Here is a 14048-nt window from a genome sequence, read left to right on the forward strand (position 1 = left end):
TCGATTTAGTAGACAACAAACACGAAAAGAAACACTTGTAAAATCAAAACAGAACTTTTTTTACACATGAAAACAAATCAAATACGTCCTCTTTTAGCCAAAAAAAAGACGCCGTGAGGCGTCTTTTACATTCTTTCCGGTGTGTTTTTATAATACCGCAACAACCATATCCGTCCTGTTAGTTCCTTTTGGTTTTATATACAATACCTTTTCACCGGCATCGTAATACCACCCTTCCCGGGTAAAAGCCTTGCTGTCTGCCTCCTGTAACAGCGCTCCGTTTCCTGCCACAGACTCAGGCCTGGCTGCTACATGCAACTTCAGCAAATAGCCATGTTCCTGCGGCTGATAGCCACCCACCGCCCTGGGTATCTGTATTGTTACCTTTTTATTCTGCCAGGTGGTACTGATATGGGTAGCAGCATACCGGCCTTTCAGATATTGCAGACTTTTACCATCATCCTCATATAAAGTATAACTGCCGTTGGCGCCCGGGTAAATATCCCAGGTAATCTCCTGCACCTGCTTTTCATCGCAGTACAGCATTGCCGGCTGAGAAGGAATAATGGCTCCGGCTTTTACAAATATGGGCATACTATCCAGTGGTGTTACCACATGTACGTATTGCTTACCGCTATGCTGTTTGCCTGTCCAGTAGTTAAACCACTCACCTTCCGGTAAGTAAATACTACGTGTTTGTGCGCCTTTGGTAGTTACCGGGCATACCAGCAGGTTATCGCCAAACATGTACTCATCTCCTATTTCGTATACATTTTCATCGTTCTGATATTGCAACACCAACGCACGCATTAAAGGCATGCCTGTCTGGTGGTTCTGCCAGGCACTGCTGTAGATATAAGGTAACAGACTGTACCGTAATGAATCGTATTTACGAAAGTTGCGTAAAGCATCCGGGCCGTAGTTCCACGGCTCTTTATACCCGGGATGGTCCATACCAAACACCAGTGCTATAGGGCTGAAGAAACCGAACTGGCACCAGCGGATATACAACTCGGGATCGGCGGGGTGCTCAAAGCCACCCATGCAGTGCGACCACTGGCCTACGCCGGACAAACCGATATTCAAACCTGCTTTTATAACAGGGGCAAAGTATTGCCACTCGCCTGGCCAGTCGCCTGCGAAGATGAAAGGAAAGCGCTGTATACCGGCAAAGCCTTCGCGGGTCTGGTTCAGCCCTCTTATGCCGTTGTGTGTCTGAAACTTTTCAAACGCACCTTTGGCATATACCAGTGGAAACACATTGTGCAGGGCAGGAATATTTTTACCTGTAGGGCCTGTTTTTTCACTCTCATTGGCCAGTCCGCCAAACGCGCTGCCTTCATCTGTTTTCAGGAACATAGCGCCCATATCAGCTACGCGTTTCACGCCATGTTTCCACCACCAGTCTACCGCACTGGTATCAAAGAAGTTTACGAATTCTCCTGCATATCCTTCTTCCGGATAGGTATATTTTAATTGCTGTGCGGTATCCAGCAGTTTCAGCTGTTTACCATTATCAAAACGCGGGCGCAGGTGTAAGCCTACCATATTATAATGCATGGCGTACAGGCTATCAAACATGCCTTTAGGATCTTTAAACGTTTCGCGCCATTCAAAAGAGGTAGCGCCCTTGCCACCTACTTCACCAAAGATGCGCCAGGTACTATCCAGCCACAGCAGATCTACCGGAATGCCCATATCGCGCAGCTTTTTTGCCAGTGCAATTACATAGGCATCGCTGGTAAGCGCTTCGTGCCCCCAGGTGCCGCCGGAATACGTACCCACATGCAGGCCAAAAGCAAACCGCGGTAACAGTGGCGCTTTACCGGTAAGGGAGGTATATCCGTTTAGGATGCTGCCGAAGCTGGGGCCGTAGATGAAGTAGTAATCCAGCTCACCTCCCTCTGCCTTAAAACTGTACTGCCCTATGTTGGCTGCCCCCATATCCCACTCAGAGGGGAAAGCGTTGTGCAGGAACAAGCCATAGCCTTTGGTGCTGATGAAAAAAGGCACAGGTGAGTAGTTGGCTTCCAGAATATTATAAGCGCCTACGGCATGAGGTAGCCCTTTGCCGCGGCCTACATTCAGCTTAATATGCTTGCTGCGTCTATCGAGAAAATCCATACGCTCGCCAAAGCCAAACACATGTTCATCGGCCTGTAGCTGTTTTACACAACCCACCGTATCGTCCTGCTTAAAGGCGCCTGCGGTTTGCTCCTGCTCATTCAACAATACCTTTCCTTCTTTAGAAAGCACATTCACTTTCATACCTGCTTTCCACACCAGTACCTGTAGCTGGCCGGTAGCAATTACAAAGCGGTCTTGTTTTTCAGTTACCGTAGCACTTACCGGTTGCCATAGGTAACGGGTAACCATATAAGGCTCATTGGCTTCAAAAGCGCCTGTAAAGCTGTATCGTATGCGAAACATGCCGGGTGTACACAGTTCCAGACGAAGGGTTCCACCGCTTGCAGGAAAAGTAAGGGTATTGCTCTGCCGGGTATAACCGCCTTTATAATTGCCGGCCTGCTGCGCGTGGGTAATAACTGAGAAGAGAAGTAACGCAATCGTTGCTATCAGATTCCTGTACATGCAATCGTTCTTTTTTTACAAGCAAATAATGAAACACAATGTAGTAAAACAGGCACGAACCACCATCCTGTAGCTACAGGATGGTTTTCTGTAAATTCTATTGATATTTGATAGACTATGTTACCAAAGCTTGCACTCATCGCCTCCCTGCTTTTTTATGGAGCAACAGGAAATGCCCAGTTAACGGTTGCCACCAATGGCAATACTGTAACCTTGCAGAACCAGTTGGCTGCCTTTAGTTTTAATACCACTACGGCAGACCTTACTGCTATTGTAAATCATAAAGGCACCAGTCTGTTAGGCAAAAAAGGGCGTGGCTACCTGCTGGGGCCAGGCTTTTCTATGAGCCCCTGTACGTACAGCCTGTTACGAAAAACAGACAGCCTGATAGAGATTGCTTTTGACCATGCAGCCAGCAACCATTTCCACTACAGTCTGCATTACATAATACGCCCCAATGTTTCCGGCATTTACTGCTACCTGGTACAAAGCCATAAAGCGGGTGACTCCGCAGGCATATATGGGCAAACCCGCTGGGGCATCGGTGCCAATGAAAGCCTGTTCAACTACCATCTGGTGCGCGACAGCATACAAGGCCCTATGCCGCCTATGGCATCGCTTACAGATAGTAGTAAAATACAGGACTGGACTTACCGGCTGGCGGACGGCACGGTATATACCAAGTACAATTATGCAGATTATATAGCAGACCGGCACGTGCACGGCATGGCAGGTACACAGTCTGGCCTGGGCCTGTTTGTAATACAAGCCAGCCATGAATACCTGAACGGTGGCCCCACCAAACAATACCAGAATGTACACGCTACGCCTTACCTGATATGTATGTTTAACTGCGGCCACTTTTTAAGTGATAAGCGTAAAAGCGATGATGTAATAACCGGCGACTGGCGCAAGGTAGATGGCCCCTTTCTGTTATATACCAATGAAGGCAGCAGTACTGATGCCCTATGGACGAATGCCAAACAACAGGCCACGCAGGAAATAGCGCAATGGCCTTATATATGGATGCAACACCCCGACTATCCACTGCAACGCGGAACGGTTAACGGCACACTGTTATTACAGGGCCAGCCTGCCGCCGGGGCAAATATAATATTGGCTGCACCCGGGTACGATTGGCAGGCACAAACCAGCGGCTATATCTATTACAGCAAAACAGATAAGCAGGGCAATTTTAGCCTGCCGCATGTACGCGCCGGGCAGTATACCCTATATGCTTACGGCTGTAACCAAACGGAGCAGTTTACCAAAGCAGGCATTGCCGTAGAAGCCCATACCACTACCAGCACAGGCAGCCTGTTATGGCAACCGGTAAAACATGGCGCAACGCTATGGCAGCTGGGCATTGCAGACAGAACTACAAGCGGCTTTAACCTGAGTAATCATAGCCGTGAATACGGACTGTTTAATCTGGTGCCGGACACACTTGATTTTACCATTGGTAAAAACCAGGTAGCAGACTGGTATTACGCACAAACCAAACCCGGCAACTGGAATATACACTTCCCCCTTACCCGTAACTATAAGAAAGGTGCAACCCTTACCATTGCCATTGCAGGTGCCGCTAAAAATTCCACTTTACGCGTACTGGTAAACGGCCGGCAGGTAAGCACTTATAAACCCGGCAATGATGCCAGCGTTTACCGCAGTGCCGTAGCAGGGGGGTATTATCAGCTGCTGGAAATACCTTTTGATAGCAAATTGCTTACATCCGGCAATAACACCATCACACTACAATTGCCGGATGTTAAAAACGGTGGCGGTATTATGTATGATGCTATTAAACTGGAAGCAGAGTAAAGGCAGAAGCGCATCCGGCCTGAAGCTTGTGATAAGTATGTTATCCTGGAACACCATAAAACAGTTGAATAATGATGAAACAGCTTAGCCTTCTTCTGATATTGATATGCACTTGCGGTTATATACTGAATGCGCAGGATACCAGCACCAAACGCACCATTGTATGGCACGATGATTTTGAGGCCGCCACGCTGGACAGTACCAAATGGATTGCAGAAATAGCACCCCAGCCGCGTTCCTCTGTATATATTGAAAAAGGCAGGCTGATACTGGATACCAAAGGCGGTGTAACCGTATGGCTGAATGTGCCTTTAACCGGCAACTATGCTATTGAATATGATCGTACGGTGTTAATGGATAGTGGTGTAAATGACAGGGTGTCTGATCTTAACCAGTTCTGGGCAGCCAGCGATCCGCACAATGCCAACCTGTTTACGCGTAATGGTGTGCTGGAAAGCTATGATTCTTTACAGCTGTATTATGTGGGTATGGGTGGTAATACCAATAAAACCACCCGGTTCAGAAAGTATCCCGGTACAGGAGAACGTACCCTTTTACAGGAGTTTACAGATGCCATGCACCTGCTACAGGCCAATAAAACCTATCATGTAAAAACAGTGGTGGAAAACGGAACAACCGGCTTCTGGATCGATGGAGAACGTTATTTTTTCTACACCGATCCAAATCCTTTGCGTACCGGCTATTTTGGCCTGCGCTCCACAAAGTCGCGGCAGGCTATAGACAATGTGGTTATTTATGCGCTGCCTTAAACCTTTCTTCTACCACGCTCCAGTTTACCACATTCCACCAGGCGTTAATATAGTCGGGTCTGCGGTTCTGGTATTTCAGGTAGTAAGCGTGTTCCCATACGTCCAGCCCTAACAGTGGCGTACCTTTTAAATCGCTTACATCCATCAGCGGGTTGTCCTGGTTAGGGGTGCTGCCAACAACCAGTTTGTGGTCTTTGGTTACAACCAGCCAGGCCCAGCCACTGCCAAAGCGGTTTTTTCCGGCATCAGTAAACTGAGCGGTAAAAGCTTCGAGCGAGTTAAAGTCTTTCTGAATTGCTGCCAGCAGTTTACCGGAAGGTTTGGTACCTGCAGAGGTGGGAGCTACCATGCTTTTCCAGAACATTTCATGGTTAAACTGGCCACCGGCGTTGTTACGCATTTTGGTGGAGTATTTGGAAATATTGCCCAGCAGGCTTTCCAGTGAGGTACTGGCGGTGTTCACCCCTTCTGCCTGTACAGCCTCCCCCAGTGCTTTGGCATAGGCGGCACCGTGTTTGGAATAATGCAACTCCATAGTGGTAGCATCTATAATAGGCTCCAGCGCCTTGTAATCGTACGGCAGCGGTTGCTGCTTATAAGTTATGTTATCTGCCAGAGGCGCATAGCCTTTGCCAAAAGAAGAAAGAACGGTAAAAGATAAACCTGTTGCCACACCGGCCATTCCAGCCTGCTTCAAAAACTCCCTCCGATTGGTAGTATTTCTTTCCATAAAGTTTGCCTATTGGTTTGTTATTAAAAGCATTCTTACATCTAACCTATTCAAAATTAGCCATTCCTGGCCCCATCTTCGGTAAGACGGTCTTTTTTTCTCTATTTTTGGATTATTCACATCAGAAAAAGCAAAACCAGTGCCTGAAGACCGTTACCCGCATATGAGCACCTCGTCTTCCGACCCCGCACAATGGGTAAACCTGTATGGCGACTATCTGTTTTCGATAGCGCTGTTAAAGGTAGGCAATAAGGAAACAGCGGAAGACCTGGTACAGGAGACATTTATCTCCGCCATTAAAGCCAGAGATACTTTTAAGCAGAACAGCTCGGTTAAAACCTGGCTGGCCGCCATACTCAAAAACAAAATTGTTGATTATTACCGCAAAAAGGATGTGCTGAAGCATGTTACGGAATATATAGATGATACGCAGCATGGTTTTTCCGAAGCGTTTTTTGATACCGGTAACGGCCACTGGTTGCCGGAAACCCTGCCGCAGGAATGGCATGGAAGCGCCGATGAAGCGCTGAACCGGAATGAATTTTATGCTGTTTTACAGTACTGCATTCAGAAAATGCCTAAAAAGCTGGTACCGGTTTTCACGGCCCGCTTTCTGGATAATGAGGAGGCAGATACAATTTGTAAGGAATTTAACATTTCCACGTCTAACTACTGGGTTATTATTCACCGCGCAAAGCTGCTGATGCGTAATTGCCTGGAAAAGAACTGGTTTTTACAATCAAGCTGATAACACATGCGCTTACTATCGTTTCTGCACAGGATGATACACAGCTGCGAGGATGCCACTTTTCTCGCGGTAAAAAAGGAAGAAGGCAAGCTTACTTCCCGCGAAAAAACAAAGCTGTTTTTTCATCTGTTCATCTGTGGCATCTGCCGCCGTTTTGTAAAGCAGTCGCGCCGGTTACAGAAAATGGGACAATCCTGCCACGAAAAAATGCACGATCACCCCGCCCCCTTTACCCTGGCCCCTGAAACGCAGGCCCGTATGCAGGAAGAAATAGCGAAGCATTTGTAAGGTTTTATATACAGTTGCGTCTATATAGGTGTTAAGGAAATAAAACCTACTCCGATGATACAACGACACACAAGATGGTACTTAAGAACGCTGGCAGTAGTACTGCTGGCAGCACAGGCAATAACAGGGTGCAGTCAATCTGCCGCCCATTCAAAACAACGAACGAATAATATGAAAACAGATAATAACACCATGATTAACAAGACTGAGCAGGAATGGAAAGAACAACTGACGCCGGAACAATATTATATTCTGCGCCAGAAAGGAACAGAAAGACCGTTTACCGGCAAACTGCTGATGAACAAGGAAAAAGGTGTTTATAAATGCGCCGCCTGCGGTAACGAACTGTTTACAGATGATATGAAATTTGATTCTCACTGCGGCTGGCCCAGCTTTGACAGAGAGATAGCCGGTGGTAAAATTACCCAGCACGAAGACAACACACACGGCATGCGCCGCACTGAAATACTTTGCGGTAAATGTGGTGGTCACCTCGGTCACATCTTTGATGATGGCCCAACAGAAACCGGTCAGCGTTATTGCGTAAACTCTGTATCGCTGGAGTTTGTAAAAGCAGGTGAGGAAACACCCGCGGCTACAGCAGCACCTGCCAACAATATTGACACAGTTACCCTGGGTGGTGGTTGTTTCTGGTGTGTAGAAGCGGTGTATGAGCAACTGGATGGTATTATTAAAGTAGAATCCGGCTACGCTGGCGGCGAAGTACCTAATCCTACTTACAAGGCGGTTTGTACCGGTACTACCGGGCATGCAGAAGTAGTGCAGTTGACGTACGATAAAAGCAAGACTTCTCTGGACGAGATTCTGAAAGTATTCTTTACCGTACACGACCCCACCACTTTAAACAGGCAGGGTGCAGATGTGGGTACACAATACCGTTCTGTTATTTACTACCGCAATGCGGAACAGGAGCAAAAGGCAAAAGAAATTATCGCCGCTCTGAATAAGGAGCATATATGGGATTCGCCTGTAGTTACAGAGGTAACTGCCTTTGACAAGTTTTACAAGGCAGAAGATTACCACCAGAATTACTACCAGCAGAATCCTGAGCAAGGTTACTGCCGCATGGTGGTACGCCCTAAAGTGGAGAAGTTTGAAAAGCTGTTTAAAAACAGGTTGAAGAAGACACATTAATAGCACGGACCAACGGATAGATGAATACCCCCAATAGCAATGGCCGGCATCCTTTTGGAGCCGGCCATCTTTTTATAAATCGCCTGCTACTTTTTCTCAGAAGCCAGTAAAGGCCAGTTGGCATCCGGCACATGCGACTGTTGTATAAACGCTTTTATTTTAGCTACTATATCCGGATGTGCCGCAGCTATGTTCTGTGTTTCGGCTTTATCCTTTTCCAGATCGTATAACTCTATCGGTGCATCATCATTGGCATTTACGTTCAGCTTTACACCTTTCCATTTACCATAACGTACGGCTTGTCTGCCGCCAGACTCATGAAACTCCCAATAGAAGTATTCATGTGGTGCCGGTAAAGACTTTCCTTTAAACAAAGGCACTATAGAAACGCCATCTGTTCTGTTACCTGTGGGTGCGCCTGCCAGTTCTGTAAACGTGGGGAACATATCCCAGAAAGCAGCGGGTGTAGCATTGCGTGAACCGGCTTTTATTACACCCGGCCAGCTGGCTATAAACGGCTCACGTATACCGCCTTCGTATAAATCTCTCTTAATGCCTTTGAAGGGTCCACTGCTGTTGAAGAATACCGGATCGGCACCACCTTCTTTATGCGGGCCATTATCACTGGTAAATATAATCAGCGTGTTCTTTTCCAATCCCTGCTTTTTCACCTGCGCCACAATATCACCTACATAAGCATCCAGGCGGGTTACCATGGCGGCAAAAGCTGCGTGCGGTTGTGGCTCAAAACGGTAGTCATCGTGCTGGGTTTTGCCTGAAGGCTTTGCATCAGGCTCGCCAAATTGCTTTACGTAATATTGATAAATGCTATCGTGCGGGCCATAGAGTGCAGCATGCGGTAAGGTATAAGGCAGGAACAGGAAGAAAGGTTTCTCCCTGGTTTGTGTAGCCAGAAACTGTAAAGCATGTTGATGAATCAGATCGCCCGAATACACAGAGTCTGACGTACGGTTGCCGGGTAACTCTACACGGGTAGTGTTACTCCATAAATGATCGGGATAATAGTTGTGTGCCAGGGTTTGACAGTTATATCCGTAAAAGGTTTCTACACCTTTTTGTGTGGGTTCGCCGGTAGAGCCGGGAAAGCCGAGGCCCCATTTACCAAAGGTGCCGGTTTGGTAACCACACTTTTGTAAAACCGCAGCAATGGTTATGGATGAATCGGGTAGCGGAAACTGGCCTTCCGGCTTCATACCCTTATTACCGCGTACAGGTGTATGGCCTGTATGCATACCAGTTAGCAGGCTGGCGCGTGATGGCGCACAAACAGAAGTGCCTGCATATACATCGGTAAACTGCATGCCCCCTTTGGCAAGAGCATCAATATGCGGTGTCTGAATCTTTTGCTGGCCATAGCAACCTACATCACCATAGCCCAGATCGTCGGCCAGAATAAAAATGATATTGGGTTTATCCCCGCTCTTCTTTTGTGCCTGCAGCTGGCCGGCAATTAACACACCCAGCAGCAGGCCACTCAATAATTTACGCTTCATAATACTATACCAGTTCAGAGGACTAATTTAAATACTCTCTCCCACCCGGCCATAATACTTTTGAAAAGCTTTATGGCTCCTGGTTCAGAGGGCCGTATAATTCTGCTTCTATAATGCTTAAGCGTGCTTTATCGTCTCTGCGCTCAATACCATCGCCCAGTTGTTTGCCATTCATTTCAGTACTGCTGTCGCCTTTTACATCAGCGGCAGATAACAACTGAATCTTCACCATCTTACCCCGTGCAGGTGCAAACTCCAATGTTACATATCCCAAACCTCTGGGGGTATTACCTATAAACACCTCTTTCTTATCCACCAGAATTCTAATGGGGTACGATCGGGTGCGGAAGTTATTCAGCTTTAAAGTAACCGCGTTGAAGGTGCTGAAGTATTCTGTTTCGTAAGCTACCCAGGATGTATCCGGGCCGGGATTGCTGTACCAGTCAGTAGTTTCATCATCATCAAAGCTGTAAGCCACACTATCCTGGTTAGAACTGGCATAGCCACGCGCAATCTTCAACGGAAATCTGTTTGCGGTATACGCGTCCTCATCAGGTGTGCCGTCATACTTCAGTTGCCCGGTTAAACCGTCAGCAGGCATTTGTAAAGCCAGCCCCTCTTTTACTTCAAAAGGCAGTGTGGTTAACTGCAACTCCCCTGCCTGCAAATTGCCGGAGGTAGCTTTTACTGTAACAGTACCGGCATTTACAGCAGAACGCAGCAGTACGCGGTTTACACCACACTCTACGGGCAAATCCTGTTTCAGCACATAGTTATCTTCTCCCTGTGCTATGCCACCGCGCCATTCGGCCGGGCCTTCCAGTGTAAAGTGAATGGTATTTAATGCAGTGGGGCAACGGTTGCCTTTTTCATCTACCACCTCTACCTGTACCATAGCCATATCGGCACCATTGGCCAGCCAGCCTTTGGGGGCATGGTAAGGCGTCAATTTTATAGCTGCGGGGGCACCGGCAGTTTCATGTTCTTCTTCGCACGACTTGCGGCCGTTGGTATAACCTACTGCTTTAACAGCGCCTGCCTCCCACTTCACCCGCTTAAAGGTGTACAGGAAACGGTTGGTTTGTTTGCCATAGCCGTAAGAACGGCCGTTTACAAACAGCTCTACCCTGTCAGCATTAGACACTACATACATGTCTTTAGTAACCGTATCGCTATAGTTCCAGTGGCCCAGAATATGCAGGTGTGGCTTCAGGTCATCCACCCAGCCATCCCACATGGCCTGGTGTGCATAAAAACCATCTTTAGGTATACGCATAGCGTCTACTTCACCACTTCTGCGGTAGTTTTCTGCACCACGGTAGTGGGTGTTAGATTCGGAGAAGATGATGTTTACACCACCACCGTTTACACGGTTGCCGGTGCCGGGTCTTTCTTTCCAGTAATCGTACCAGCGTACCACATCTTCAATAGCATGTGCATCCTGGTTGTGGTTGTACTCCTTAGCAGGCTGTCCTTTATACAAAGGACCGTCTCCTTCTTTATGAAAGGGTGGTGAGTATTCATCCCAGTATTTACGCAAACCTTCATCACGCGAATACTCCATAGACCATAACGGTTTGCCACCGCTTTTGTTAATGTACAGCATTTCGCCGCCATACTCAGCTGCACTGTTCTTACTCAGCATTTCACGGCTACCAATGGCTCTGCCGCCATGTGCGTCATACTCATCGCGTATCTGCTTCATCTGCACCATGTGTGCTTCGCTGATGCCTTTGTTACCACATTCGTAGAATACAATACTGGGATTATTGCGGTTGTAAATAATAGCATCGCGCATTACCTCCATTCGCTGCTCCCAACGACGGCCGTCCACATCTTTTTCAGAATCACCGGCTGGCATAGCCTGCATCAGGCCTACACGGTCGCAGCTTTCAATATCCTGCTTCCAGGGGGTAACGTGCATCCAGCGTACCAGGTTGGCACCGCTTTCTACCATCAGCCCGTTGCTGAAATCGCTCATCCACGCGGGTACGGCAGAACCTGCCGCAGGCCACTCATTGGTAGAGCGTTGAGCATACCCTTTAATTTGTATAGGGCGGTCGTTCAGTTGCAGTACGCCGTTTCTGAAAGCCGTTTTGCGGAAGCCCGTTACTGTTTTTACTATGTCAACGGTTTTGCCGTTAATCATAACCACGGTGTACACGTTGTACAGATAACCATAACCCCTGCTCCAGAAATGCAGGCTACCTGCTTTACCGGAAGCACTGGCTACACGGGTATCACCGGGTGATAATGCATTATCCGCACTTTTAAATGTGCGCACAATACCACCATCTTTATCAGTAATGGTAACAATATAGGTAACGTTCACCGGCTTATCCGATTCATTTCTGATCTCTGATTGTACGTTGATAGTAGCGGAACGGCCTTTTACATCTATATCGCTGGCGTATATGTACACGCCTTTTGTTTTAAGATTGGAATACAATGGCAGCGTCTGGTATACCCGCGGTGCAAAATGCAGGAATACGTTTTTATTAATGCCACCGTAGTTGGCATAGAAGTTTTTATCACTCCACTGGAAAGTGCTGTTGGTAGCCTTCTCCCTGTAATCCCAGGAGTTGTCTATCCGTACGGCCAGCACATTCTCCTGGCCGTATTTTACACTGTCTGTAATATCAAAGCCAAACGCAGTAATGCCATTTTCATGACGACCAATCCACTGCCCGTTCAGGTAAAACTCACCTGCCTGGCGAATGCCTTCAAACTCCAGAAACACCTTCTGCCCCTTGCGGGCGGCGGGTATTACAAAGTGTTTGCGGTACCAAACCACACCGGTAGTAAGCTGTTCTATCGGTTTTCTGAAAGCATCGTCTTCGTTAAAAGCATGCGGCAGCGTAACTGCTTTCCAGCCTTTATCGTTAAAACCTGCTTCAAAGGCATTGGCCGGGTCTCCGGTCTGCATTACCCAGCCGGGGTTGAAGTTGTACTTCGCCCGTACTGTTTCGGGCAGTTTAATGTCGCCTGCTGTTGCCTGTAATACGGCAAAGCAAAGCACAGAAAAGATCAATCGTATTTGCATCAGACCTGCGTCTTTATTTTTTCAGTTTATACACCTCGCTACCTGCCAGCAGAAAACAGCCCAGGCCATAATCTTCAAAATCAGGTACATTGGTGTAGCTTACCGGCTGGCCATCCTTCGGCTCTTTACCGGTGCCTTGTACATAACCCAGAAAACCATTCTCATGCACACACTCCTTCACCATTGCATTCCATGCTTTCAGTAATACAGGCTGATAAGTTTTCTTATCCAGGTAGCCGTTGTTAATGCCCCACGCCATGCCATATACAAACAGCGCAGTACCACTTAACTCTTTACCACCAAAGTTATTCGGGTCGTGCAGGCTCACATTCCAGTAACCATCTGCACGCTGTATAGGCAGCAATGCTTTACACATGGCTTTAAAATCGTTCAGCAGCTCTGTGTAATGCGGGCTGTCTTTCGGCAACCACTCCATGGTTCTTACCTGCGCCGCTACTACCCAGCCATTACCACGGCTCCAGTAACAATCTTCTCCGTTCGGCTCTTTATAAGGAGGTACAAAATCTTTATCTCTCCACCATAAAGAATCAGCAGTGTTATACAGGCCATTGCCACCATGCCTGTATTTAGAGAAGTGGTACATCTCCATCATACGGCTATAGTAACTGGTATCTTTATAAATAGTAGCCAGACGTGCAAACACAGGCATCGCCATCTGAATGGCATCAATCCAATGCCAGTCGTCCACCTTTTTGGTAGCCATCATGCTGTCGATAGATGCTTTGATATCATGTATCTGCTCCGGCTTTTTATCCATCAGGTACAGGTCGATATAAGTTTGACCGCAAGCCTGGTTATCGGCATTACGGGTAGGAATACCACCACGCAAACCCCATTTATGAAAAGCCCCCCAGTTATAAGCGTAATCGTAAAACTCTTTCTTCTTATCCAGTGCGTACAGGGCCATTAAACCTTCGTAGTATACAGCACGGGTCCAGATATTACTGGGGCGGGTGGCATTGGTTACAATTACCTGTCCTACATCCGGCCATTTTTTCATAAAATAGCCGTTGGTAAGTTCCATTACCTGTAACACGTCTTTTTTTGCAGGCACACGCTGGGCCACACAACTCACACTACCCGTAGCAGCAGCAAGGGATAGCGCTACGGCAAACAATACATTTCTTTGCTTTTTCATACTTTCCTTTATTTATTGATGGCGGGCCCGGGTTTTGTTGTTTGACGCATTCTGTAAAACCACCCGCCTTGTCAATATATTTTCGGCCTGCGCGTCAAAGTTGCTGTAATAAAACTTACATTCTTTCCCCTTAACAGCGGGTATTCCCCGGTAAAGGCGGGTATTTTTACTACCAGCAAGCATTTTAGTTGCCGCCTTTTGCTAATTAAGGCGGCAGTTTATAACATA

Annotated in this window: 10 protein-coding genes; 5 read left to right on the forward strand and 5 right to left on the reverse strand. The window is 47.4% G+C overall.

Translation table 11 applies throughout. The features are described from left to right. Positions 1-147: 147 nt before the first annotated feature. On the reverse strand, positions 148-2592 hold the full coding sequence (locus IEY13_RS20165; protein ID WP_188955594.1) for a glycoside hydrolase family 31 protein: 2445 nt from the start codon (positions 2590-2592) through the stop codon (positions 148-150). 117 nt (positions 2593-2709) lie between these two features. Between IEY13_RS20165 and IEY13_RS20170 the strand changes: the two genes are divergently transcribed. Together IEY13_RS20170 and IEY13_RS20175 are read left to right on the forward strand one after the other, a co-directional pair. Beyond that, the gene (locus tag IEY13_RS20170) at positions 2710-4413 is read left to right on the forward strand and encodes a polysaccharide lyase family protein (RefSeq protein WP_188955596.1); all 1704 of its coding nucleotides are present in this window, start codon (positions 2710-2712) and stop codon (positions 4411-4413) included. Positions 4414-4484: 71 nt separating this feature from the next. After that, on the forward strand, positions 4485-5183 hold the full coding sequence (locus tag IEY13_RS20175; protein WP_188955598.1) for a DUF6250 domain-containing protein: 699 nt from the start codon (positions 4485-4487) through the stop codon (positions 5181-5183). On the opposite strand, the gene IEY13_RS20180 is transcribed toward IEY13_RS20175, so the two are convergent. Continuing rightward, positions 5164-5913, reverse strand: a complete 750-nt coding sequence (locus IEY13_RS20180; RefSeq protein WP_188955600.1) for a superoxide dismutase — start codon at positions 5911-5913, stop codon at positions 5164-5166. The genes IEY13_RS20175 and IEY13_RS20180 overlap by 20 nt on opposite strands. A gap of 139 nt (positions 5914-6052) precedes the next feature. Between IEY13_RS20180 and IEY13_RS20185 the strand changes: the two genes are divergently transcribed. Genes IEY13_RS20185 through IEY13_RS20195 form a run of 3 tightly spaced genes read left to right on the forward strand, consistent with a single transcriptional unit; the run spans position 6053 to position 8104 of the window. Further along, on the forward strand, positions 6053-6661 hold the full coding sequence (locus tag IEY13_RS20185; protein WP_188955602.1) for a sigma-70 family RNA polymerase sigma factor: 609 nt from the start codon (positions 6053-6055) through the stop codon (positions 6659-6661). Positions 6662-6667: 6 nt separating this feature from the next. Continuing rightward, entirely contained in the window at positions 6668-6949 is a 282-nt protein-coding gene (locus tag IEY13_RS20190) for a hypothetical protein (protein WP_188955604.1), read from the forward strand. A gap of 54 nt (positions 6950-7003) precedes the next feature. After that, positions 7004-8104 (forward strand): bifunctional methionine sulfoxide reductase B/A protein, encoded by a 1101-nt coding sequence (locus IEY13_RS20195; RefSeq protein WP_229687931.1) that lies wholly within the window; start codon positions 7004-7006, stop codon positions 8102-8104. Between the two features lie 86 nt (positions 8105-8190). Here the strand turns inward: IEY13_RS20195 and IEY13_RS20200 are convergent, their stop codons facing one another. From IEY13_RS20200 to IEY13_RS20210, 3 genes are all read right to left on the reverse strand, one after another. Next, positions 8191-9618, reverse strand: a complete 1428-nt coding sequence (locus tag IEY13_RS20200; RefSeq protein ID WP_188955606.1) for an arylsulfatase — start codon at positions 9616-9618, stop codon at positions 8191-8193. A gap of 70 nt (positions 9619-9688) precedes the next feature. Next, the gene (locus tag IEY13_RS20205) at positions 9689-12661 is read right to left on the reverse strand and encodes a glycoside hydrolase family 2 protein (protein WP_188955608.1); all 2973 of its coding nucleotides are present in this window, start codon (positions 12659-12661) and stop codon (positions 9689-9691) included. Between the two features lie 13 nt (positions 12662-12674). Then, positions 12675-13820, reverse strand: coding sequence for a glycoside hydrolase family 88/105 protein (locus IEY13_RS20210; RefSeq protein ID WP_188955610.1), 1146 nt, complete (start codon positions 13818-13820; stop codon positions 12675-12677). Between the last annotated feature and the right edge of the window lie 228 nt (positions 13821-14048).

This window comes from Filimonas zeae (assembly GCF_014641615.1).
Classification (GTDB): Bacteria; Bacteroidota; Bacteroidia; order Chitinophagales; family Chitinophagaceae; genus Filimonas; species Filimonas zeae.

Coding starts and splice junctions, on each gene's coding strand:
- IEY13_RS20200 (WP_188955606.1), bottom strand. CDS start 9,618: ATGAAGCGTAAATTATTGAGTGGCCTGCTGCTGGGTGTGTTAATTGCC.
- IEY13_RS20180 (WP_188955600.1), bottom strand. CDS start 5,913: ATGGAAAGAAATACTACCAATCGGAGGGAGTTTTTGAAGCAGGCTGGA.
- IEY13_RS20165 (WP_188955594.1), bottom strand. CDS start 2,592: ATGTACAGGAATCTGATAGCAACGATTGCGTTACTTCTCTTCTCAGTT.
- IEY13_RS20175 (WP_188955598.1), top strand. CDS start 4,485: ATGATGAAACAGCTTAGCCTTCTTCTGATATTGATATGCACTTGCGGT.
- IEY13_RS20210 (WP_188955610.1), bottom strand. CDS start 13,820: ATGAAAAAGCAAAGAAATGTATTGTTTGCCGTAGCGCTATCCCTTGCT.
- IEY13_RS20190 (WP_188955604.1), top strand. CDS start 6,668: ATGCGCTTACTATCGTTTCTGCACAGGATGATACACAGCTGCGAGGAT.
- IEY13_RS20170 (WP_188955596.1), top strand. CDS start 2,710: ATGTTACCAAAGCTTGCACTCATCGCCTCCCTGCTTTTTTATGGAGCA.
- IEY13_RS20205 (WP_188955608.1), bottom strand. CDS start 12,661: ATGCAAATACGATTGATCTTTTCTGTGCTTTGCTTTGCCGTATTACAG.
- IEY13_RS20195 (WP_229687931.1), top strand. CDS start 7,004: ATGATACAACGACACACAAGATGGTACTTAAGAACGCTGGCAGTAGTA.